We start from the raw sequence: 21,783 nt of genomic DNA, 5'->3' as shown, positions 1-21,783 counted from the left end.
GCTAACGAAAGAATTAGGGATAGGAGCGAGCTTACTAGGAATTATTATTAATAAGTGAGAGATGGTGCCGCGAACTTTTTCGAGCTAAAACCATGAAAAGCTTATGCTATATGGATTTCAGCCTTCTTGTCCCCCTGTCAGGGATTAATACTAAATCCGTTGAGTAACGCACAGAAAACGGGTTTCTCGGAGAAACCCGTTTTCTACTCATGCACTCATGCAAAAAGGGGAATAAATAATCAATTTTTAATAACTGGATTTAGTATAACAGGAAAAAACCCCATCTTTCTTCAAGATAGGGTCAGGTAAAAATCAAATCAATCTAAACAGTAACAGGTTCTCGATCGAGGGGTTTAACGCGCTCGAGCAGTGCTTGCAATTGTTCCCCTTCAATCACCTCTTTACTGAGGATTTCTTGGGCAATTTCTTCGAGCAAATCGCGATTTTGAGCCAGGATATCCAAGGCCTGCTGATGACCATTTTCGACAATCTCTTTCACTTCATTATCGATCGCTTTGGCCGTATCATCGCTCACCAAGCGCCGAGGATTCATCATACCATCTCCCAGAAAACTATTCTGTTGACCTTTTTCGTAGGCTAGAGGACCGAGAGTCTTACTCATACCATAGGTCGTCACCATGCGTTCGGCCAAATCCGTCGCCCGCTGTAGGTCATTAGCGGCCCCAGTAGTAATACTACCAAAGACAATTTCTTCGGCGGCCCGACCACCTAAAAGAGTAGCAATTTGGTCGCGTAATTCCGTATCATCCATAAGGAAACGGTCTTCCGTGGGCATTTGCAGGGTATAACCGAGGGCTGCCATACCGCGAGGCACGATCGAAATCTTAGCAACTTTACCCCCTCCCGGCATAACTGCACCGACGAGAGCGTGACCAACTTCGTGATAAGCGACGATTTTCTTCTCTTTTTCCGAGAGAACCCGGCTTTTCTTCTCTAAACCCGCCACTACCCGCTCGATTGCCTCATTAAAGTCCTCTTGGGCGACGGTGCTGCGTTGATTGCGGGCTGCCAATAAAGCGGCCTCATTGACTAGATTAGCTAAGTCAGCACCAGCAAAACCGGGGGTACGGGTAGCAATCTGTTTTAAATCCGCATCCGAGCCTAATTTTACCTTACCTGCGTAGATTTCGAGGATTTTTAAGCGACCGGCCAGATCGGGGCGATCAACTAACACTTGGCGATCAAAACGGCCGGGGCGTAAAAGGGCGGGATCAAGAGTTTCGGGGCGGTTAGTGGCGGCCAGCACGATCACCGTCGCATCACCGGCGTTAAAACCGTCCATTTCCGTCAATAATTGGTTTAAAGTCTGTTCCCGTTCATCGTTACCCCCCATAAAATTACCGTTAGCGCGAGATTTACCAATCGCGTCTAATTCATCGATAAAAATAATACAGGGGGCTTTTTTCTTGGCCTGTTCAAACAGATCTCGCACTCGGGCTGCCCCTGCACCGACAAAGAGTTCCACGAATTCCGAACCCGAGATACTAAAGAAAGAAACTCCCGCTTCTCCCGCTACTGCTTTCGCCAGCAGGGTTTTTCCTGTCCCCGGCGGACCGACTAGGAGGACACCCTTGGGAATCCGCGCCCCGATTTGAATGTAACGTTGGGGATATTTGAGAAATTCGACGATTTCGGCCAATTCGGTTTTCGCTTCTTCCACACCGGCCACATCTTTAAAAGTGGTTTTGGTGGTGTCTCCTTCCACATAAACTTTAGCGCGACTTTTGGTAATCGATAAAGCCCCGGCCGGACCACCGCCACCGCTGCGGGCGAGGAAAAATTGCCAAATACCGACAAAAATCAGGGGAGGAATCACCCAACTAAGGACACTACCAATCCAGCCATTTTTTGGCGGTGGCGCGGCGGCGAATTCTACGCCCTTAGCTTCCAGACGTTTGGGCAATTCTAGGTCAAAAATCGGTGTAGTGCTGAAAATTCGTCCGTAGTTGCCCTCTTGGTCGTTTTTAAGCTGATAACGAATCTCATTCTGTCCTACGGATACCCTAGCGACGTTGCCATCTTCCACTTGGTCGATAAAAAGACTATAGGGAACTTTGGGGACGCTAGGGCCAAATAATTGCGGAAAAAGGAGGTTAACAATCAGAAATAAGCCGCCCACGGCTAATAAAACATTACCGATCAGGCGGGATTGTGAAGGAGGTTTGCTTTTTATACTCATTGCTGGGCCTGATTCATTAAAATTAGTCTCTATACTTCCCCCATTGTAGGCTGTTGACTGCTCAAGTTCAGATTGAATCAGGCGGGGGGATTACCGTCGTCTTCGGGCGGTTTTTGCCCTAGTAAAGCCTCTAGACGGGTTTGGGCAAGCTCAAAATCCGGCGCAATCCCTAAAGCTTTTTGGTAACAGGCGATCGCTGCTTGGGTTTCGCCCAAATTTTCTAGGGTACTGCCGCGATTGTACCAAGCTTGATAAAAATTATCGTCCGCTTCTAGCACCTGTTGCCAACATTCTAAAGCTTCTTGCCAACGTTGCAGTCCGTATAGGGCGCTGCCTCTAGCGTTAATGACTTGGTGATCGTTGGGGGTGATTTCTAGGGCGCGATCATAACTATTTAACGCCTCTTCGTAGTTACCGATCATGGCTAAGGCACCACCACGATTATGCCAGGCCGAGGCTAATTGGGGATCGATCGTCAAGGCCTGTTCCCAATCAGCGATCGCATTTGACCAATTGCCTAAATTTGCCTGTTCTAAGCCCTGATTAAACCAATCTGCGGCAGTTTCAGGGTTTTTACCCTCCTGGGGGGAAAATTGAGCGATCAGACTATTAATAATGCTTTCTGCGTCCTTATTTTCGATGCCTAATTGTTCGGCCATTTGGCCCGCTAGGGTAGGATCGTTGTGCAGACGGTTAAATAATTCATCGAGGGTGAGGGTTTCTAATTGGGGATTTTCCGAGTCAGCACCGTTAAAATCGCTAGTTTCACCCGAATATAAGAGATTTTCTGGGGGTTGCGGCAGGGAATAACTGCCAAGGTCCTCATCGTCGCCGGCGTATTCCCAGATTAAAGTGGCAGTTTCTTTGGTGTAGAGTTGATAACCGATCTCGTAGGAAGCTTCACCAATACGTTCAATACCGGGGAAAGCGCGGGCTAATTCTCCTAAACGGATCATTCTGCTGGCGAGAAGTTGGTTAAGGGAAGCGGAGGATTGCAGACGGGTCCCAAAGCGCTCTAACCATTCTACCCAATCTTTTTGCCGACCTCGATCGCCCAGTTTCTCAAAAAATCTCAGAATTCTGCCTTCGTGCCAACCGTGGGACACTCCATCGAGTAACTGCATATAGAGAAACTCGTAATCTGTATCGGTTAGGGGAACAGATTCGATCGCTTGTACTTTCCCCTTTCCCCCTTGTCCCCCCAAAAGTCGGGTAAAAAAGTTTTCGATCGCGCGCCAAAGTTTTCTTAAAAGTCCCTGCATTCTAATCTCGACACTGGTTTTATTAATCTTGCAAGCGTAACCCAATTAGTCTAGCAGTTATCAGTTATCGGGGATTGACTCTCCCCCGCTAACCGCTCGCGCGGTGTAGCGGGGGATTCTCGGTTCTTAGGCTTTTAACTAGATCGACCGAGTTTAACCCAGTCGATCCCCGTCAAATCGCCTCCGCGAGCGTTTTCTAACACGGTCAGTCCGACCGCGTTTTTTCCTCGGTTCTCAATTACCTTCGCTGATGCCGTATCTCTCGGTTCAATGTGGCCGCAAGAATCACACCGGTGAACTCTTTCCGATAACGCTTTTTTACCAGTAATTGCGCCACAATTCGGACACTCTTGCGAGGTTCCGTTTTTATCAACCTTAAGATAATATTTTCCCCGTTTCCAAGCGACAAACGGTAATATCTCGTTAATAAAACTACCGATACCTGAATCCAGAGATTGTTTTCTAACGATCCCTCTAGACCAGGAAACGAAGTTAATATCTTCAACAAAGATATTATCAGCGAGATCGCAAAGGTAATGAGCTAACTTAAAATGCCAATCTCTACGAGTATTAGACACTTTTTCGTGTAATCTCGCTATCTTATCTTGGAGTTTCAACCAATTGTTCGAGCCTTTGACTTGATGTTTCAAGCGTCTTTGTAGCAATTTAAGCTGACTCTGTACTTTCAACAAAAATCGAGGGGCTTTGATTAAATCTCCCCGTGAAGTAGCGACAAAACTCTCAATTCCCGCGTCAATTCCTAAACAGGTCTTCCCTACTGTCATATCGGGAACTAATTCCGTAGATTGGAAAGAAACCAAAACGTAAAATCCCGACGCTTTTTGGATAATTCGAGCTTGTTTAGGCTCAAACCCAGACGGGTACTCCCTAGATTTCCTAATCCGAATTTTTCCCAATTGTGGAAAATTTAAGTATTCGTCACCTAGAAAATTTTTCGAGAGCGCGGGGAAAACAAAACTTCGCATCTTTTTCTTAAATCTAGGAAAGCCGAAGCCTTTCGATTTTATATGGTCAAACGCTTTATCTACAGTTTTTAAAACTTGCTGTAAGACTTGAGCGTTAACCGTCTTTAATATCGGGTAAACTTTTTTAGCTTCCGTTAGATTTTTAGCTTGAACGAAGTAATTTGGATAGGGTTGATCCGCAGGAATTATGTACTCAGAAACTAGCGAACAGCGATCCGCAAGACACTTTCGAGAGTTTAACCAATCTTTCCGTTCCGAGAGCGCGTAATTATAAACGCTCTTACAAACATCAAGAATGTGGACAATCTCTCGTTCCTGTTTCTTGTTTACCTTTAGTTTGTACTGGTAGGTAAGCGTTATCACTGTCGTTAGTTTCGTGATGTGATGTATAGTTAAATTGTAACACTTACTGCCTAGTATATCAACTAATTACAATCATGGACCAAACTAATCGCTAACCTTAAAACAGTTAGTAGTCGCTTAATTAGACAAGAATTTCCGGATTTGGCGGCAAAGTATTTCGACAACAAACCCTATTTTTGGGCGGGAGCTTATTTCGTGGCTAGTTGTGGCGACGTTACTGTCGAACAACTAAAAAAATACGTCGAGAACCAAAACTCCCCAAAAGTGGAAAGGCTACTGCGTTAGTTTCATTCTGGTCGCGATTCATCTCCCGTTAACCGCTACGCAGTTTAACGGGAGTCCTCTCGCGACCTTGAGATAGGGGTGAGGGGTGGGGCAGATTTTTCAGGGATCGGTAAACAGTAATCAGTGAAAATACTCCTCACCTAATACCGCTTACCGATCACCGATAACTTAATTATTGGCCATTACCCAATTAACTAGAGTGCGGACGGGAAAACCGGTGGCCCCAGAATTATTAACGCCATTTTCCTTATCGGACCAGACCGGACCTGCGATATCTAGGTGGAGCCAGGGAGTATTATTAATGAATTGCTTCAAAAATAAAGCGGCTGTAATGGAACCGCCGGGGCGCGGGCCAGTGTTTTTCATATCGGCAATTGGAGACTTCAGCCCCTCGAAATATTTTTCTTCTAGGGGCATCGGCCAGAATTTTTCGCCGGCTAATTTAGCGGCCTCTTGGATTTGAGCTGCGAGACTCTCATCGCTACTCCATAAACCGGCGATATCGTCCCCCAAAGCGACGACACAGGCCCCGGTTAAAGTGGCTAGATCCACAATCGCATCCACCTCTAATTTTTCCGCAAAAACCAAGCCATCGGCCAGAGTTAATCGTCCCTCGGCATCGGTGTTATTGACTTCAATAGTTTTGCCGTTAGAAGCGGTTAAAATGTCCCCGGGGTGCATAGCGCGACCACTAATCATATTTTCCGTAGCCGGACAGATAAAGTGTACTTCCACTTCTGGCCGTAATTGGGCGATCGCCTTGGCTGCGCCTAGGGTGGCGGCACCACCTCCCATATCCGTTTTCATGGTTTCGATGCCACTACCGGCCCCTTTTATATTCAAACCGCCGGAATCAAAGGTTAGACTTTTACCGACGATTGCTAGTTTACGTTTCGGGTTTCCTTGGGGTTTATAGATTAAATGAAGGAATTTTGGGGGAATATCCGAGGCTTTGGCCACTCCTAGGAAGGCTCCCATACCCAAGCTTTCGCATTCTTCTTGTTCCAGAATTTTGAGACTTAATCCGTATTCGGCGGCAATTTGCTCGGCGGTTTCTGCCATGGTTAAGGGGGTAACGGTGTTAGCGGGAGCATTGACTAATTCTCTGGCCAGAATCACCCCAGAACAGATCTGCTCGGCTTTGGCGATCGCCGATGCTTGCTCTCCTAAACCCAATAACTCGACGGTTTCTAATTTGGCTCCTTTTTCCTCTTTAGTGGACTTGAAGCGGGTATCCTGATGATTGGCCAGTAGTAGCCCTTCTGCGATTGCTCCGGCGGTGGCGGACTGATCGCCAACTACCGGTAAACTGATGGCCAGAGCTTGGCTTTTTTGTTGTTTGGCCAGACGAGCGATGGCAGCAGCCGCTAGACGCAGGGTTTGCAGGTCGAAATCGGCAGTTTTTCCCAATCCCACCAGGATTAATTTGCGAATCGGACCACCACCTAGACGAGTCGCCGCACTGCTGCCTAATTTTCCCTCGAATTCCGTCTCGGAGATGAGATCCCCTAGGTTTCCCCCCAGTTTATCGTTTAATTCTGCCAATTCTCCTGCAATCTCTATGGCTCCTTCTGATAAACCTAGGGCTAAAGTATCTCCTGTCCAAGTAAGGAGCGAGGTGTCAGTCGATCGAATATCCATTCTTTATCTCGATAATTCTTTGCAAATTGCTTCTATTAATCACTATACTGTAAGCTCTATCAGTTATAAAAACGGACTCCTGCCCCCTGCCGACCGCCTTTGTTAATCAGGCTCTTCGGGACTTGCTATGGTTCGATAGGGGGGCATAAATCGACTAAATCTTTATCTGGCAAGGGATTTAATTGATTAGTTCGCTTCAGAGCGCAAACAATTGACAAAAATTGCGGTAATGTCTGTCTCTATAAGGGTTTCATTCCTTATAACCCCCGTTCATTGCATAACACAAACCGAAGAACCGAAATTACAGAGCCAGACTTATCGGAATTAAAAAGACTAGGAATTGATGAAATCGCTCTAGCCAAAGGACAAAAAAATTACTGTAGCGATCATCCCTAATTCCCTCTGGATTGCTATTGTCATCGCCAGTTTTTCCATCTCTGGATTCCCCTTATTATCTGGTTTTGGGGTGAAAGCGTTAACGATGAAAAATTTATTACCTTGGCAAGAGGTAGCCATCAATTTAGCAGCCGTAGGTACAGCGATCGCCACTGCTAAATTTATCTTTTTACCCCACGCAAAAGTTTCCACTGGGAGAAAGTTAACCTTGAGTGGTTGGTTAGGAATAATAATATTGTTAACTGCCTTATTTATAGCCAATGCTGTCTATTTCGATGCCTACAATCTGGGAAATATCAGCAAAGCTTTAGGGATTATTGCTATCGGTTGGGGGTTGTATCTAGGGATATTTAAAAAGCTGTCCTTACAATTATCAACAGCTTGGGAACAATTTGATAATCTCGTCGGTATGATGGCTGTTATATTAATGCTGTTGTTCCTTTCAATTCTAGCCCAATTAGCTCCCTCATTCCTAGCTTTTAGCTAATAGTAACTATAGATCTTCACCAATTCACCGATGATTCAAGGAAGAAGCGGCAAAGCCTGAGAATTTTTTGATCAATTGGGACTCGATCGAGGATAATTAGAAAAAGTATTTTGACTCATAACCAAATCTAATCAAGAAGCCCAGTGACGATTCCCCTGCTAGAGTTGTTTGTATTCGCCACCGTTTTGTGCGGATTTTTAGGAACATTCCTGAAAAAAAACTTAATCATGAAGATTATCGCCATGGATGTCATGAGTACGGGCGTTATCGCCTACTATGTGGTGATTTCTTCCCGTGACGGTTTATTTACTCCCATCCTCGGTACAGTTAAACAGCAAAATTACGCCGATCCTGTACCCCAAGCAGTGATTTTAACAGCGATCGTCATCGGTTTTTCCATTCAGGCGTTAATGCTGGTGGGAGTGATGAAATTAGCCAAAGATAACCCCACCCTCGACAGCAGCGAGATAGAAAAAAATAACACACCATGAATACTTTAACGATCGCTTGGATAAGTTTACCCTTTTTGATCGGCTTTATCATCTATTTATTGCCGCGATTAGACAAATATCTGGCTCTAGCAGCCACTATTATCTCTCTCGCCTATTCTCTCCTTTTATTTAGCCAATCCTCCCCCATAACCCTCAACCTACTGGATAATTATGGCGTGAAACTGGTAGCCGATCAGTTAAGTGCCTATTTTATCCTCACCAATGCCCTGGTGACCATGGCGGTGATCCTTTATAACTGGGAAAGTAGCAAAACCGCCTTTTTTTACGCTCAAGCTATCATTCTCCACGGCAGCATTAATTCTGTCTTCGTCTGTGAGGATTTTATTAGCGTTTACGTTGCCTTAGAAGTAATTAGTATTGCCGCTTTTCTGGTGATTGCCTATCCTCGCAGCGATCGCTCTCTCTGGGTTGCCCTGCGTTATCTGTTTATCAGCAATGTGGCGATGTTATTTTACCTCATTGGCGCAGTTTTAGTCTATAAAGCCAGTAATTCCTTTGCTTTTGCTGGTTTAAAGGACGCACCTCCCGAAGCCTTGGCTTTAATCTTCATGGGATTATTAGTCAAAGGGGGAATCTTTGTCTCGGGATTATGGCTACCGATGACACACTCGGAATCGGAAACCTCTGTCTCGGCGCTGATGTCAGGGGTGGTGGTAAAAGCGGGCATTTTTCCCCTCCTGCGCTGTGCTTTAATCCTAGAGGATTTGGATGGACTAATTCGGCTTTTCGGGGTGCTAACGGCGATTTTTGGTGTACCCTATATGATTTTTGAAAAGGATAGCAAGCGGATGTTAGCCTTTAGCACGATCGTGCAGCTGGGTTTTATTTTAGCCGCCCCGGTAGTCAGTGGTTTTTATACCCTTACCCACGGTTTAGTTAAATCTTCCCTATTTCTATTAGCGGGAGTTTTACCCAGTCGCAATTTTAAAGAATTACAGCAACAATCGATCCCTAATTCCCTCTGGATTGCTATTGTTATCGCCAGTTTTTCCATCTCTGGATTCCCCTTATTATCTGGTTTTGGGGCAAAAGCGTTAACGATGAAAAATTTAGTCCCCTGGCAAGAGATTATGATCAATCTTGTGGCGGTGGGGACGGCGATTTCCTTTGCTAAATTTATCTTTTTACCCCACGCGGGTGGCGAAAGTAAACAGAAGTTAACTATCGGTTTCTGGACAGCAATAATTCTGCTCCTTGCCGCCCTATTTTTATCCAATGCCGTCTATGTTGAAGCTTATAATATCCCCAATATTATCAAAGCTTTAGCTGTCATTGGTGCGGGGTGGTGGTTATATCTGGGAGTTTTCAAAAAGTTATCCCTAAAATTATCGCGGGTCTGGGAACAATTTGATCATCTCATCGGTATGATGAGTATAATGTTAGTTCTATTATTTTGGATGGTCTTAGCATGATCGGACATATAATTCTGCGTTTAACTATGTGGTTTTTGCTCACCGCTAATTTTACCCCCGCTAATATTATGATCGGGGTGGCTATTGCTTTTCTTTTGCCCCGTAATTTCGCCTCTAGCGAAACTTTAGGCGATTGGTTAAAGGTAATAATTAAAGTCTTTATAGCTATTCCCCAAGCTTATAAAGAAGCGTTTGAAATTATCTTTCGTCCCCACAAGGAAGAAGAAATTATTTTAGAGAGAATTTCGGGTAAACGTTCACCCAGATTGGCTTTTTGGGATATATTTCTCATTACCTTTACCCCGAAAACTATCGTCACCGAATATAAGGAAAATGAGGGTTATGAAGTTCATGTAATTAAACGGAGTACCCAGGGATGAATATTGTTCTCATTGCCATGATTGTCGCCCTATTAATTCCCCTTTATGAAGTGGCAAAAAATGATGACATCTGGCAAAAAATGGCCGCCTTTGCCAGTGCTTCCAGTAAATCATCGATTATTATTCTAGTGGTGTCGGTTCTGCGGGATGATTGGATGATTGGAGTGGTAGCAGTGATTATTCTCAGTGTTGGTAATGCCGGTTTTATGTTATTAGCACAAATTCTTAAACGATTGAACGAATCATGATTGACATTTTCAGTTATATCTGCATCGCTATCGGAGTTTTTTTCTGGTTTTGGGGAACGGCGCATCTTTTAGACAAGCGCTCGGTATTATATAAATTACATGGTCTATCTGTCGCTGATACTTTGGGTTCGATGGCGATTATTTTCGGGCTACTTTTGAAAGTTCCCCAAAATTGGCCTTTATTATTATTGGCAATAATTTCCCTAGCAATTTGGAACACCATGTTAGGCTACGTTTTGGCTTATACTTCTAGCGATCGAGAGTAAAATTAAAGATGAATGAAAGTTATCTCTATGTTATTGTTGCCCTCTTGCCTTTAACTGCGGCGATGGTGATGTTACAATCCAATCCCTACCAAGCTTTAGTAATTCGCGGAGTTTTGGGAGCAATAGCAGCCTTAGTCTATGCTTTATTAGGGGCAGCAGATGTATCTTTAACCGAAGCTTTGATGGGAACCATGTTAGCCGTAACTCTCTACGCGGTGGCGATTCGTTCCTCTTTAGTGATGCGTTTAGGAGTAATTGCTGAGGAAAACGATACAGTTTTAGAACAGTTAAAAACTCAACTACAAACGGTTTTAAGTAAACGTTTTATGCGGTTAGAATTAGTTGCCTACAGTGATAAACAAGCTTTGCAACAGGCACTTAGGGATAAAGATATTCATGCCGTCTGTATCCGTCAAGACAATCCAGAAACTATCCCCTACGAAACCACAATTAGATTACCCTATCTCTACGATATTTTTAAAAATGAATTAACGGCAGCCAACACGATTTTAACCTGTATTGAAACCCCCAAATTAGAGGAGAAACACTAATGAAATGGATTTATACTCTAGCCGCTATTGCCTTCGCTGTCAAAATGGTAATTATTCCCAATACTGCTTCCTCTATATCATCCTTAGAAATTGTTGAATCCCTGGTGCGCGATGGCGGTGTTCCTAATGCGGTTTCGGTGGTTATTTTTCGTAATCGTCTCTACGATACCATCTATGAAGTGGTTGTTTTTACCATTGCGATTATGGGGGCAAATTTTCTTTTAGCCACCGAAAAACCCGCCAGTAAAATCCATCAATTTACCGACCAACCTTCAATTATTTTAGCCCATTTGGGGTCAACAATTGCCGCTTTAGTGGGCATTGAATTAGCTATCCGCGGACATTTAAGTCCGGGGGGAGGTTTTGCCGCCGGAGTCGCCGGAGGTACGGCAATTGGCTTAATAGCAATTACCTCATCTCCCGAATGGATGCAAGCAATTTATCGCCGTTGGCAAGCGGCAACATGGGAGAAAATTTCCGTCTTAGTTTTTATTGTTTTAGCCGCCATTACTCTCTCAGGATTTGAGTTACCCCACGGGGAATTAGGAGCGCTATTTAGTGGCGGCATTTTACCAATACTAAACATTTTAGTTGCCGTTAAAGTAGCTTTAGGTTCCTGGGCAGTAATCCTCGTTTTTATCCGCTATCGCGGTTTATTGTGAGAGGTTAATATCTATATTTATAGCTTTAGGTCAAAACTGGGGATTAACCGATGAGCATAACATGACTTGATGGTTGAAAAAATGCTATAGTAATTTTGTTGCCCTCCTCAAGAATCAATAGGCATCTAATGATTCTGCTAAAAGAACTCCCGAGGTAAAAATTATGGTTAACGTTATTCGCGGTTCTTCAGCTAAACCTGTATCTTCTCAAAGATTAGCTAAATATTTTGAGGAAAGAACAGATATAGAGGGAACATTGTATATCGGCTATCCTATTATTGGAACTCCCCAAGGAGGATATCAAATTGATGCTCTATTAGTCTCTCGTCAGCAAGGGATTATTATTTTTAATATTGATGAGGGAAAAAATTATGATTTGGATATTGAAGGCACTCAAGACGAGAGCATAACCAAGTTAGAAGCAAAACTGCTGTCTTATAAAGAGCTTGTTCAAAAAAGAAAGCTAATAGTTAACATTTCTGTAGCCACCTATGCACCGATTTGGAATAATTATCCAGAAGCAATTAACCCAGAGGAATATCCTGTTCTTATTAAAGATAAAGATATTGATGATTTTATCAAGAAATGTCAAGGCAATGATTCTGAATATTTCGAGAAAGTCAACTCAGTTATACAAGCTGTTACAACCATTAGAAAAAAAGACGCTCGCAGTTATGTTGTTAAACCAGATTCTAGGGGAGCAAAGTTAAAAAAATTAGAAGATTCTATCGCTAATCTTGATGAAACTCAAAATAAGGCTGTTTTAGAAACCACTAAAGGTGTACAAAGAATCAGAGGTTTAGCAGGTTCGGGAAAAACAATTGTCTTAGCGCTGAAAGTAGCTTATCTTCATGCAACTCATCCCGATTGGAATATTGCTGTTACCTTCTATACACGCTCGTTAAAGGATCAATACAAAGATTTAATTACTCGGTTTAGTTATGAGCATAAAAATTCCGAACCAGACTGGGAAAAAGTAAAAATTATTCATGCGTGGGGAAGTCCTAAGATAGAAGGAATTTATTATGAGCTATGTAAACGACATAATATTGAATATTTAGATTTTAGTCAAGCAGACAACCTAACATATTCGCATGAAGAACCTTTTGACTTTGCCTGTCAAAAAGCCTTGCGAGAGATTAAAAATTTTCATCAATATTATGATGTTATTTTAATTGATGAAGCTCAAGATTTTCCTCAAGACTTCTTAAGACTCTGCTATGAAATCTTGAAAGATGATAAACGTTTAGTTTATGCCTATGATGAGTTGCAAAGCTTAAATAGTAAAGTCATGGATTCTCCCGAAGTTATTTTTGGAAATGATAACCATGGTAATCCTAGAGTTAAATTGGAGAATTTACCCAGCGAACCCCAACAAGATGTAGTTTTAAATACTTGTTACAGAAATTCTCGTCCTATTCTTTCCTCTGCTCATGCTCTAGGTTTTGGAGTTTATTATCCAAAGGGAATAATTCAAATGTTTGATAATCCTCAATTATGGCAAGATATTGGTTATGAGGTTGAAGAAGGAGAATTAAAATCAGGAGAATTTGTTAAACTGATTAGAACCTCGAAAACCAGTCCTAAATTCCTTGAAGACCATTCTTCCATCGATGATATTATCAACTTTAAATCTTTCGATAACAATCAGGAGCAACTTGAATGGCTAGTGGAACAAATTGCAAAGAATCTCAACGAAGATGAATTAAGATGCCAAGATATTATGGTTATCCATCCAATACCTAAAAATGCTCGCAACGTTTTTGGAAAAGCTAGAGAAATGTTATTTACAAAAAATATTAATTCTCATTTAGCAGGCAGCACATCTTCTCCCGATGAGTTTTTTCAAGAAAACTCGATTGCTTTTACACAGATTTATCGTGCAAAAGGCAATGAAGCGGCAATGGTTTATTTCATTAACGCTCAAGAAGGTTTCTCTGGTTCACCATCAGAAATTGCTAGTAAACGCAATATTTTATTTACAGCGATGACTAGAAGTAAAGCTTGGTTAAGAGTTATTGGTTATGGAGCAAATATGCAAGCTTTAGAGAGGGAATTTCAGGAAATTAAATCGAGAAATTTTGCTCTTGAGTTTACCTATCCAACCCCCGAAGAACTTCAACAAATGAAGAAGGTTTATCGAGATACTCTTAATACCAAGAGAGATAAAAATGACAGGGAAAAGCAAGCAATATTAGCTAAGGCTAAACGGGGTGAAATACGATTTTCAGCAGATGAAATAAAAATACTAGAAGAATCGTCTAGAAATGCTTAATGTTCAGAATATCTTTAAAGATGTTAAAAATTTAACGGCTAAATTGATAGAAGTAGGATTATCAAGTCAGCAGAACTTTCCGACTTTGAATAAATTGAGTCAAAATATTTCTGAGATTAGCTATGCCAATAGTTCCGACTTATCCATTGCCCTAAAAAATGTTGCCTATCAAGATATTTATGATGAGCTTAATCGCAGTAAGAATTATAATATTAAAATGATTGATGGAGCCTTGATTCAATTACTTTATCGCTTCCAAGGATCGCAGTTATTATCCCATAGACTAGCGTTCTTCTCATCCCCTTATTTAGAATCTTTTCAAAATGAGCCAGAACTATATGAAGAAGATGAGATATTTGCCGATATTATCGCCAAAAATATTGTAGCTGTACCGATTAGATTTGATTACGATCCTGATAATTTTCAAGAGATTCATCACCCCAGATGTCATCTCACCCTAGGACAATTCAAAAACTGCCGAATTCCAGTGTCCTCCCCTTTAACACCCAGTGTATTTATTGCTTTTATCCTTCGTAACTTTTACAATACAGCCTATCATCTATATTCCGAGCAGATCAATTTTAACGATCAGCGATTTCCAGAAACCATAACCGAACCGGAAAAAAATATACTACATTTTGCTATTAAATCTCCCTCTCTATAGGGTTGGCTGAATAATGGGAAAACCCTTTTAAAATAAGGCTTTTGACCTGTTAAAATCCGATGTTAGTGCAAGAAAATAGGATTGGGACATTCAAAAACCTTGCATTATCCTTCTTGTAGTACACAAGCTTGTACAAAAACAAGGGCAACAAAGCCTGAAACGACCGGCTACTGACTCCTGACTCCTAACCCCACCAATACACTTTTTCAGCAAACCCTAATTAATTTTTGAGAGTGCAAAAATGAGAAAAATAGACATAAAATTGCATAAAATCCCTAAATAGAGCATTTAATTGATTAATACTCATTCTTAATTCTCCTGACTCCTGACTACTGGCTCGGAGACTCCTCACCTAACGGAAGATTTTTGATTTTTGCAAGAGGTCTGTTTTACCTCAATATTATATCATCTATAGCGTTTCCTGTTCGCACGAGGTACATTATTAATGTTGAAAAGCTTAATCAGCAAAGGTTTAACTGTGCCACACAGGTGTGAGAACCGCTATAGAATGAAATAGCGCCGGGTGTTAGGAGGAATTGTCGCTATTTCCTAACACCCTAACAACTTAGATAATTAACCCCTTTGTCGAGTATTAATCACCTCACCGGCTGCATTAACTAACTCTAGCTGTAGCGGCATTTGTCCCATAGCGTGAGTAGAACAACTTAAACAGGGATCATAGCAACGAATACCCGCTTCTACGCGGTTTAACATCGCTTCGGGAATTTCGCCACCATGGATATAATGTTGGGCGATTTGTTTCACCGTTTGATTCATCGCCAAATTATTATTACCTGTGGCAATAATTAAATTCACCGTTTCAATCAAACCATTTTCATCCACTTTATAATCATGGAATAAAGTACCCCTGGGTGCTTCACTAACTCCCACCCCTTGCAGATTATTAATTCCTGCTTCGGCCCGGCAGCGTGGAGAAACTATATCGGGATCGTCGATTAAACGTTCAATCTGTTCTAAACAAGCCAAGATCTCCACTAAACGAGCATAATGATAGTAAAAAGAAGAGGTTGCTACACCACCGACCCGATGGCGATATTCGCGTAACTCAATATCCGCTTCCTCCGTGCCAAAATGGGAACAAACATTTAAGCGGGCCAACGGACCAACCCGATAGATACCGTTGGGATAACCAAGGGGTTTATAGTAGGGAAACTTCAAATAAGACCATTTTTCCACTGATTCGCCGATATAATCGCGATAATTATCTTCGCTCAGGTTATCGGCCACGATATTGCCTTGACTATCGGTAAAACGAATATGACCGCCGTAGTGTTCCCACTCGTCCCGTTTACCGACCAATCCCATAAACAGAGAAGGGAAATTACCAAAAGCGGCGATTTCTGTGGTTAAATTGTCTAGAAGTCCTTTAAACAGGTTTAAAGCCGTGTAAAGAGTCGCCTTAGACTCCGGCAGTCGTTCTTTAATCCATTGTCGCCCTTCTTCGCTTAAGGGAGAACGCACACCCCCCGGGACAGACCAAGCGGGGTGAATTTTTTTTGCTCCCAAAAGTTCAATAACTTTCTGTCCAAATTGACGTAAACGGATGCCTGCTCGCGCTAGGTCGGGATCGGCGGCGATTAAACCGAAAACATTCCGTTTAGCGGGATCACTTTCCCAACCAAGCAGAAAATCGGGACTGCTAAGATGGAAAAAACTTAAAGCATGGGATTGGGTTAATTGTCCCAAATTCATCAAGCGCCGCAGTTTTTCACCCGCAGGGGGGATTTGCACCGCTAGAATTTTATCTCCGGTTTTGGCGGCACAAAGTAGGTGACTAACGGGGCAAATGCCGCAAATTCGGGCAGTAATTCCCGCCATCTCCCACATCGGCCGTCCCTCGCAGAATTTCTCAAAACCACGATACTCGACCACATGAAAACGCACGTCATCCACTTCCCCCCCATCGTCAAGGAAAATCGAGATCTTGGCATGGCCTTCGATCCGGGTGACGGGATCGATAACGACGGTTTTAGTCATAGTAAGTCCTCATTGTTCAGGAGTTCCACAGAACGGTATTGTGGAGAGTGCGATCGAGCTTGGTTTCAACGATAATTTATCCCGATCTCCGCCCTGCTGTCTCTATGATAGTTATTACCCCTCTAGCAATCCTAATTTTTATAACAATTTTTTCCGATTGAGAATCGGAAAAAAAATTAAAATTTTGTAGCAAATACTACAGAAAATAGTTCGGAAATCCGCAATGATTACATCTCACTTTGCTGGTGTTGATCGGTCATTATATATATAGAAGTCGGTTCTCGGCTGTCAGTCTTCCTCTCAAAGCTGAGGGTGGAAGGGTCGGAAGTCAGCCGGATTGTTGAAGGCTAATCGGGAAAACCACCTTTTTGTCTTGTAATCTTACCTAAAAGTATAAGCGGCACTGCCGATGATTCAGGAAAAAGCGACCCAAAAACAAGCGATTGTAGTTGATAGTTCTAGTCTATAATACTTTTGTTCTAGATGTTGGGGGAAAAAGCATAAACTTAACATCATACCAAAGAATGAATTAACTTTGAACCTTTAGGGGATTGCCCGCGTCTAAAAGCGCAGGATACAATCAAAGAAATTCCGATCGAACTCATACCGACTTCAGATAAGCCAGACTCACCCGCGAGTCGGAATAGTAACAGACTTTTTCTGTGTCAAGGAGTCACCACCAAACCAATGCCCACCGCAAAAACCAACCAAACTCAACCACAGCCCACCCTCAATGCCGATATGGTGCGTACCTATCTGCACGAAATTGGGCGAGTTCCCCTCCTAACTCACGAACAAGAAATTATTTACGGCAAACAAGTCCAACGGATGATGAGCCTGTTAGAAGCGAAAGAAGCACTATCGAAGCAATTAGGACGGGAACCAGATCGCTTGGAGTGGGCGGATTCGGTGAATTTAAGCGAAAATGAACTGGATCGCGCCTTGAAAACCGGCGATCGAGCTAAACGGAAAATGATTGAAGCTAACCTCCGCTTGGTGGTTGCGATCGCCAAAAAATATCAAAAGCGGAACATGGAATTCCTGGATCTAATTCAAGAGGGTAGTCTGGGATTAGAAAGAGGTGTAGAGAAATTTGATCCCACCAAAGGTTATAAATTTTCTACCTATGCTTACTGGTGGATTCGGCAAGCGATTACTCGTGCGATCGCTCAACAAGCCCGCACCATTCGTTTACCGATCCATATCACCGAAAAACTGAACAAAATCAAAAGAACCCAGCGCGAACTCGCCCAAAAACTGGGCAGAAGTGCCACTCCCGCCGAGATTGCCCTGGAATTAGAGCTAGAACCCGCTCAAATCCGCGAATATCTCAGTATGGCTCGTCAACCCATCTCCCTTGATGTGCGCGTCGGCGATAACCAAGATACGGAATTGTCGGAATTATTAGAAGATAGCGGAGTTTCTCCCGATACCTTCATCACCCAAGAGTTATTACGGCAAGACTTAGCCAATCTCCTGGCCGAATTAACTCCCCAACAACGGGAAGTAATTACTCTCCGGTTTGGTTTAACCGATGGCAAAGAGTTATCCCTAGCCAAAATCGGCCAGAGAATGAATATCAGCCGGGAACGAGTCCGACAATTAGAACACCAGGCCCTGGCCCATTTGCGCCGTCGCCGGGCCAACGTCAAGGAATATATTGTCGCTAGTTAGTAAGATTAGCAAATAACCAAGAAGGAGAGTTCAAGCTCTCTTTTTTTTGGGTTTAATTAATATAGAATCCCGATTAGTTTTCACCTGTGGCAGTTCCGTCATGACTAGATCGACAGAAACAGCGACCCCAACACTATACGAAGAAGATTTTTATCTCTGGCTAAAAACCACGGCAGAACAATTAAAAAAAGGCCAGTTTGCCGAGGTGGATTTAGACAATTTAATTGAGGAGATTGAATCGATGGGGAGAAGTGAAAGACACGCGCTCAAAAGTCTTTTAACTCGTCTCCTAGAACATTTACTCAAATTAACTTACTGGCAATTGGAAAGAGACCGGAATGGTAATCATGGTCATGGAGAAATCAATAATTTTCGGGCAGAAATCCAAGATTTACTGAAGGATAGTCCTAGTTTAAAGCCCTATCTTCGGGAGGTTTTTGAGCCATCCTACCATACAGCTTTAGAGGCCGTCCGGAAAAAAATGGGTTTATCCCCCGGCGGTTTACCCAGTCAGATAATTTTTAATCTCGAACAGGTTTTAGATCATCAATGGCTGCCGATCGATTGGGAATAAACTATTGACTATCTAAATCACTCCTTAAGACTGGGCTAGAGTTGGGAGAAAAGAGCTTTTTGCCGTGATCGCATCAGTGAACTAAAAACTCAAATCTGAAAACTCAAATCTGAAAACTCAAATCTGAAAACTGATCACTGATCTGGTTTTACTCAAGCAACTTCTTCAGCAGGGCATCCACTTCCTGGAGGCCGGATTGATTATTTTTCAGCACATAAACCGCTCGCGCTTGCTTAAAAGCCTCCTCCGCCTCTCTTTTTCGTCCTCGGCCCGCGTAGGCCCGACCGAGATTAAGATAGACATCGGCGTTATTGGGGGCGATTTCGGCCAAATCTTGATAGGCGATAATTGCTGCAAGATAATCTTTTCTGGCCAGATGGATGCGACCGATTCCCGCTTGTGCTTCCAAAGATTGGGGCTGCAGGAAAACAGCCCGACGATAAAAGGGGAGAGCTTCGTCAAAACGCTCTTGTTTTTCGAGTAAAATCCCTATTTTTAGCTGAATTAAAAAATTTCCTGCATTTTGTCGTTCTATTTCTTTTAAAATCTGGGTTCCGCCATTTAAATCGCCCTGTTTGAGCAAAAGGCTGGCCAGTTGCAATCTTAATTCACTATTGTTAGGGAATCTTTGCAGGGATTTTTGGAGAAAATCGAGGGCTTCGCTGCTTTTATTCTGTTCTATCAAAGCTTTGCCCATGATTTCGTGAGCTTGCTGATTATTGGGGTCGAGAGCTAAAACCCATTGGTAAACTTCGCCCGCTTTAGCATAGTTTTTTTGGCGTAATAACACCACCCCTAAACCGAGGTAGTGTTGGACGTTTTTCGGTTCTATTTGGATAGCGTAGTAGTAAGCGGTGGCTGCATTGTCATAATCACCGATATTAGCCAAACTATAACCGAGAGCATGGAAAAAGTCGGGATTACTCGGATCGAGACTTAAAGCTTTTTGGTATGCTTGGGCGGCGGCGTTATAATCCCCTTGCCGCGTTTGTAAAAAGCCAATCCCAGAGAAAATTTTGGCATTATTGCCATCAAGGGCGGCAGCCCGCTCGTAAACGGCTATAGCTTCCCCATAATTGCCATTTTTGACCAATTGCCGCGCTTGACGCAGTAGTTCGTTAACCTGTGAATCCTTGCTCACGATTGCCCCCGCCGGATTATCAGCGATCGCAATTGAGGCAGAGAAACAGCCCCCCGCGAGAAGACCGACGAGCAAGATTAAACGGGTAAATTGTTTCATCGCTTTACCTTTGTTAACGATTCTTAATTAAAGTTTATTGTAAATGGTATTGACAAAAATCAACTATTTTGCATCACCCTTGTACGAGATTATTGCGGGCCTCTTGGGCGACTTGGGCGCTTTTGTCGCCGGTTAACTGGGTCAAAACAGCGATCGCATCTTCCCCCCCTAAGCGGCCTAAAGCTTGAGCGAGACGATAGCGCAGTTGCCAGTCATCATCATTAGCCAAGGGAACGAGTAAAGAGACGGCGCGAGGGTCGCCTAGTTCCCCAAAAGCGCTAACGGCGGCCGTTTTTACCAATTCATTATCGGAGTTTAGGGCGATTTCGAGCAGTTCAAAGCCCCGGGGTTCCCCCAATTCGCCCAAGGCCGCCACAATGCTAAATTGAATTAACCAGTCGGAGGATTGTTGATAGACGGCCACCAGATCATCGTAGGCTGCCGTTAATTTTAACCCCCCGATCGCATCGGCCGCGGCCGCTTTCACGTCTGCTTCGGGATCATTTAACAAACGATCACGTAAAATAGTTAAGGCCAGATCAAGATTCTGACCACCGAGGACATCTAGCTGACTTACCGCCGAATAACGCACCCTAGCGTTACTATCGTTAATTAAAGGCTGTAACATCTCGAAGGCGATTTCTGAGGCTAAATAACGCAGTTGATTAACTCCTGATAAGCGATCGCCATAATCATTGGAATCGAGCAGCCGTTGCACGGATTCAGGGGAATAATTCATAATTTGATGACACCCTTAACAATTGGACTGGTATTAATTGTCCCATGAATAGTTATCGACTCCTGACTATTTTGATCATGTTTAGTTCCCCGGTTTTTTGGGGCTGTAGTCCCCCCTCTCCTATTAAAAAAGAACCGACGGCTAAGATAATCGTTTCTCCTTCTCCCAGTCCGATTATTTCCGCATCGGAGATTAAGGCCGCTAATCGTTATCGTCAATTGGGATTACAGTATCGTCAACAGGGAGATTTTATCAAAAGTATTGAGGCTTTAAAAAAATCGCTACAGTTAAACCCCAATCATCTAGACGGGAGAGTAATTTTAGGATGGACACAACACCTAGCTAAACAACCTTTAGCGGCACAAACAACCCTCGAAGAAACGATTAAAATTGCTCCCGATCATGTGGCGGCTTATAATGCTTTGGGTATTGTTTATCTAGTGGCGGGTCATCTTGAAAAAGCCGTAGGCACTCATACTAAAGCCGCTAATTTAAAACCCGATAATGAAATCGCCTACTATAATTTATCTCTCGCCTATCATCGCTTAAAAGATTTTGATTTAGCTATTAATAACGCTAAAAAAGCAGTCAAATTAGAGCCAAATAATCCCCATCCTCTTGTGGCTTTGGCAATGATTTATTTAGATAAAGGTGATAGTAAAAAAGCGCAGGATACCTATAGAAAGGCTAGGGATTTAGACGGTCGTTATCGACAAAAATGGTTTCTGGCACACCTGAAGGAAGCTGGTTTTAGTCAGGAGCAAATTAAATTAGTCGAAAAGTTACTATCTAGTTAGCGACCGACAGCGCTAGGCACCTTCAGGGTAAAAGAAACTGAAGGAAATTCAATAGGATATAGAATAACGCTATCAAAGATAAAATGAGACTGTTCGGACAGTTAAGACCAAGGCGAGCTTGGTGCTTCATAGCCCGATAGTTAGCGTGGTTCCAGCGATGGATGGTTTAGG

Annotated in this window: 20 protein-coding genes and 1 pseudogene; 14 read left to right on the top strand and 7 right to left on the bottom strand. The window is 43.0% G+C overall.

Features of this window, described 5'->3' with window-relative positions; all coding sequences use genetic code 11:
• Positions 1-322: 322 nt before the first annotated feature.
• The 3 genes from ftsH4 to IM485_RS13990 all read right to left on the bottom strand — a co-directional run bounded on the left by ftsH4 (position 323) and on the right by IM485_RS13990 (position 4,811).
• Entirely contained in the window at positions 323-2,200 is a 1,878-nt protein-coding gene (ftsH4, locus tag IM485_RS14000) for an ATP-dependent zinc metalloprotease FtsH4 (RefSeq protein ID WP_287743816.1), read from the bottom strand.
• A gap of 77 nt (positions 2,201-2,277) precedes the next feature.
• Entirely contained in the window at positions 2,278-3,462 is a 1,185-nt protein-coding gene (locus tag IM485_RS13995) for a tetratricopeptide repeat protein (RefSeq protein ID WP_104396125.1), read from the bottom strand.
• Positions 3,463-3,596: 134 nt separating this feature from the next.
• Positions 3,597-4,811 carry an RNA-guided endonuclease InsQ/TnpB family protein gene (locus tag IM485_RS13990; protein WP_104396124.1) on the bottom strand — a complete coding sequence of 405 codons (1,215 nt, stop codon included), beginning with the start codon at positions 4,809-4,811 and terminating at the stop codon, positions 3,597-3,599.
• A gap of 78 nt (positions 4,812-4,889) precedes the next feature.
• On the opposite strand from IM485_RS13990, the pseudogene IM485_RS13985 reads away from it, so the two are divergent.
• A pseudogene (locus tag IM485_RS13985) lies at positions 4,890-5,096 on the top strand (IS200/IS605 family transposase); the annotation flags it as partial.
• A 168-nt stretch (positions 5,097-5,264) separates the two neighbouring features.
• Here IM485_RS13985 and IM485_RS13980 read toward each other — a convergent pair.
• Entirely contained in the window at positions 5,265-6,737 is a 1,473-nt protein-coding gene (locus IM485_RS13980; RefSeq protein ID WP_287743810.1) for a leucyl aminopeptidase, read from the bottom strand.
• 481 nt (positions 6,738-7,218) lie between these two features.
• Between IM485_RS13980 and IM485_RS13975 the strand changes: the two genes are divergently transcribed.
• The 10 genes from IM485_RS13975 (at position 7,219) to IM485_RS13930 (ending at position 14,590) form a co-directional block, all read left to right on the top strand.
• Positions 7,219-7,620, top strand: coding sequence for a hypothetical protein (locus IM485_RS13975; protein WP_287743819.1), 402 nt, complete (start codon positions 7,219-7,221; stop codon positions 7,618-7,620).
• Between the two features lie 143 nt (positions 7,621-7,763).
• Positions 7,764-8,111, top strand: a complete 348-nt coding sequence (locus IM485_RS13970; protein WP_002796737.1) for an NADH-quinone oxidoreductase subunit K — start codon at positions 7,764-7,766, stop codon at positions 8,109-8,111.
• The gene (locus IM485_RS13965; protein ID WP_287743808.1) at positions 8,108-9,544 is read left to right on the top strand and encodes a cation:proton antiporter; all 1,437 of its coding nucleotides are present in this window, start codon (positions 8,108-8,110) and stop codon (positions 9,542-9,544) included. Before IM485_RS13970 ends, IM485_RS13965 begins: the two co-directional genes overlap by 4 nt.
• Entirely contained in the window at positions 9,541-9,924 is a 384-nt protein-coding gene (locus tag IM485_RS13960) for a Na+/H+ antiporter subunit E (protein ID WP_002738904.1), read from the top strand. The genes IM485_RS13965 and IM485_RS13960 overlap by 4 nt, the downstream gene beginning before the upstream one ends.
• Positions 9,921-10,172, top strand: a complete 252-nt coding sequence (locus IM485_RS13955; protein ID WP_002739224.1) for a hypothetical protein — start codon at positions 9,921-9,923, stop codon at positions 10,170-10,172. The genes IM485_RS13960 and IM485_RS13955 overlap by 4 nt, the downstream gene beginning before the upstream one ends.
• Entirely contained in the window at positions 10,169-10,438 is a 270-nt protein-coding gene (locus tag IM485_RS13950; RefSeq protein ID WP_002752066.1) for a monovalent cation/H(+) antiporter subunit G, read from the top strand. Before IM485_RS13955 ends, IM485_RS13950 begins: the two co-directional genes overlap by 4 nt.
• Before the next feature lie 8 nt (positions 10,439-10,446).
• Positions 10,447-10,989, top strand: a complete 543-nt coding sequence (locus tag IM485_RS13945; RefSeq protein WP_104396121.1) for a DUF4040 domain-containing protein — start codon at positions 10,447-10,449, stop codon at positions 10,987-10,989.
• Entirely contained in the window at positions 10,989-11,651 is a 663-nt protein-coding gene (locus IM485_RS13940; RefSeq protein ID WP_104396120.1) for a Na(+)/H(+) antiporter subunit B, read from the top strand. The genes IM485_RS13945 and IM485_RS13940 overlap by 1 nt, the downstream gene beginning before the upstream one ends.
• 163 nt (positions 11,652-11,814) lie before the next feature.
• On the top strand, positions 11,815-13,926 hold the full coding sequence (locus IM485_RS13935; RefSeq protein ID WP_104396119.1) for a DEAD/DEAH box helicase: 2,112 nt from the start codon (positions 11,815-11,817) through the stop codon (positions 13,924-13,926).
• Entirely contained in the window at positions 13,919-14,590 is a 672-nt protein-coding gene (locus IM485_RS13930; RefSeq protein WP_287728251.1) for a DUF2290 domain-containing protein, read from the top strand. The genes IM485_RS13935 and IM485_RS13930 overlap by 8 nt, the downstream gene beginning before the upstream one ends.
• Positions 14,591-15,163: 573 nt before the next feature.
• Here the strand turns inward: IM485_RS13930 and IM485_RS13925 are convergent.
• Positions 15,164-16,588, bottom strand: a complete 1,425-nt coding sequence (locus tag IM485_RS13925) for a Ni/Fe hydrogenase subunit alpha (protein WP_104396117.1) — start codon at positions 16,586-16,588, stop codon at positions 15,164-15,166.
• Positions 16,589-17,275: 687 nt separating this feature from the next.
• Here IM485_RS13925 and IM485_RS13920 point away from each other — a divergent pair.
• Together IM485_RS13920 and IM485_RS13915 are read left to right on the top strand one after the other, a co-directional pair.
• Entirely contained in the window at positions 17,276-18,262 is a 987-nt protein-coding gene (locus IM485_RS13920) for an RNA polymerase sigma factor, RpoD/SigA family (RefSeq protein ID WP_002801095.1), read from the top strand.
• 100 nt (positions 18,263-18,362) lie between these two features.
• Positions 18,363-18,836 (top strand): DUF29 domain-containing protein, encoded by a 474-nt coding sequence (locus IM485_RS13915; RefSeq protein ID WP_104396116.1) that lies wholly within the window; start codon positions 18,363-18,365, stop codon positions 18,834-18,836.
• Positions 18,837-18,984: 148 nt separating this feature from the next.
• On the opposite strand, the gene IM485_RS13910 is transcribed toward IM485_RS13915, so the two are convergent.
• Together IM485_RS13910 and nblB are read right to left on the bottom strand one after the other, a co-directional pair.
• A complete protein-coding gene (locus tag IM485_RS13910; RefSeq protein ID WP_287743799.1) occupies positions 18,985-20,076 on the bottom strand; it encodes a tetratricopeptide repeat protein in 1,092 nt (363 codons plus the stop codon).
• Between the two features lie 73 nt (positions 20,077-20,149).
• Positions 20,150-20,815 carry a phycobilisome degradation protein NblB gene (nblB, locus tag IM485_RS13905; RefSeq protein ID WP_287661691.1) on the bottom strand — a complete coding sequence of 222 codons (666 nt, stop codon included), beginning with the start codon at positions 20,813-20,815 and terminating at the stop codon, positions 20,150-20,152.
• A 44-nt stretch (positions 20,816-20,859) separates the two neighbouring features.
• Here nblB and IM485_RS13900 point away from each other — a divergent pair, with 44 nt between their 5' ends.
• The gene (locus IM485_RS13900) at positions 20,860-21,612 is read left to right on the top strand and encodes a tetratricopeptide repeat protein (RefSeq protein ID WP_287743795.1); all 753 of its coding nucleotides are present in this window, start codon (positions 20,860-20,862) and stop codon (positions 21,610-21,612) included.
• Positions 21,613-21,783 lie beyond the last annotated feature (171 nt).

The organism is Microcystis sp. M169S2 (assembly GCF_020245865.1).
Classification (GTDB): domain Bacteria; phylum Cyanobacteriota; class Cyanobacteriia; order Cyanobacteriales; family Microcystaceae; genus Microcystis; species Microcystis ichthyoblabe_A.
This window is presented reverse-complemented; position numbering and strand designations above follow the sequence as displayed.

Coding starts and splice junctions, on each gene's coding strand:
- IM485_RS13965 (WP_287743808.1), top strand. CDS start 8,108: ATGAATACTTTAACGATCGCTTGGATAAGTTTACCCTTTTTGATCGGC.
- IM485_RS13975 (WP_287743819.1), top strand. CDS start 7,219: ATGAAAAATTTATTACCTTGGCAAGAGGTAGCCATCAATTTAGCAGCC.
- IM485_RS13925 (WP_104396117.1), bottom strand. CDS start 16,588: ATGACTAAAACCGTCGTTATCGATCCCGTCACCCGGATCGAAGGCCAT.
- IM485_RS13980 (WP_287743810.1), bottom strand. CDS start 6,737: ATGGATATTCGATCGACTGACACCTCGCTCCTTACTTGGACAGGAGAT.
- IM485_RS13995 (WP_104396125.1), bottom strand. CDS start 3,462: ATGCAGGGACTTTTAAGAAAACTTTGGCGCGCGATCGAAAACTTTTTT.
- nblB (WP_287661691.1), bottom strand. CDS start 20,815: ATGAATTATTCCCCTGAATCCGTGCAACGGCTGCTCGATTCCAATGAT.
- ftsH4 (WP_287743816.1), bottom strand. CDS start 2,200: ATGAGTATAAAAAGCAAACCTCCTTCACAATCCCGCCTGATCGGTAAT.
- IM485_RS13910 (WP_287743799.1), bottom strand. CDS start 20,076: ATGAAACAATTTACCCGTTTAATCTTGCTCGTCGGTCTTCTCGCGGGG.
- IM485_RS13920 (WP_002801095.1), top strand. CDS start 17,276: ATGCCCACCGCAAAAACCAACCAAACTCAACCACAGCCCACCCTCAAT.
- IM485_RS13900 (WP_287743795.1), top strand. CDS start 20,860: ATGAATAGTTATCGACTCCTGACTATTTTGATCATGTTTAGTTCCCCG.
- IM485_RS13930 (WP_287728251.1), top strand. CDS start 13,919: ATGCTTAATGTTCAGAATATCTTTAAAGATGTTAAAAATTTAACGGCT.
- IM485_RS13940 (WP_104396120.1), top strand. CDS start 10,989: ATGAAATGGATTTATACTCTAGCCGCTATTGCCTTCGCTGTCAAAATG.
- IM485_RS13935 (WP_104396119.1), top strand. CDS start 11,815: ATGGTTAACGTTATTCGCGGTTCTTCAGCTAAACCTGTATCTTCTCAA.
- IM485_RS13950 (WP_002752066.1), top strand. CDS start 10,169: ATGATTGACATTTTCAGTTATATCTGCATCGCTATCGGAGTTTTTTTC.
- IM485_RS13955 (WP_002739224.1), top strand. CDS start 9,921: ATGAATATTGTTCTCATTGCCATGATTGTCGCCCTATTAATTCCCCTT.
- IM485_RS13960 (WP_002738904.1), top strand. CDS start 9,541: ATGATCGGACATATAATTCTGCGTTTAACTATGTGGTTTTTGCTCACC.
- IM485_RS13945 (WP_104396121.1), top strand. CDS start 10,447: ATGAATGAAAGTTATCTCTATGTTATTGTTGCCCTCTTGCCTTTAACT.
- IM485_RS13915 (WP_104396116.1), top strand. CDS start 18,363: ATGACTAGATCGACAGAAACAGCGACCCCAACACTATACGAAGAAGAT.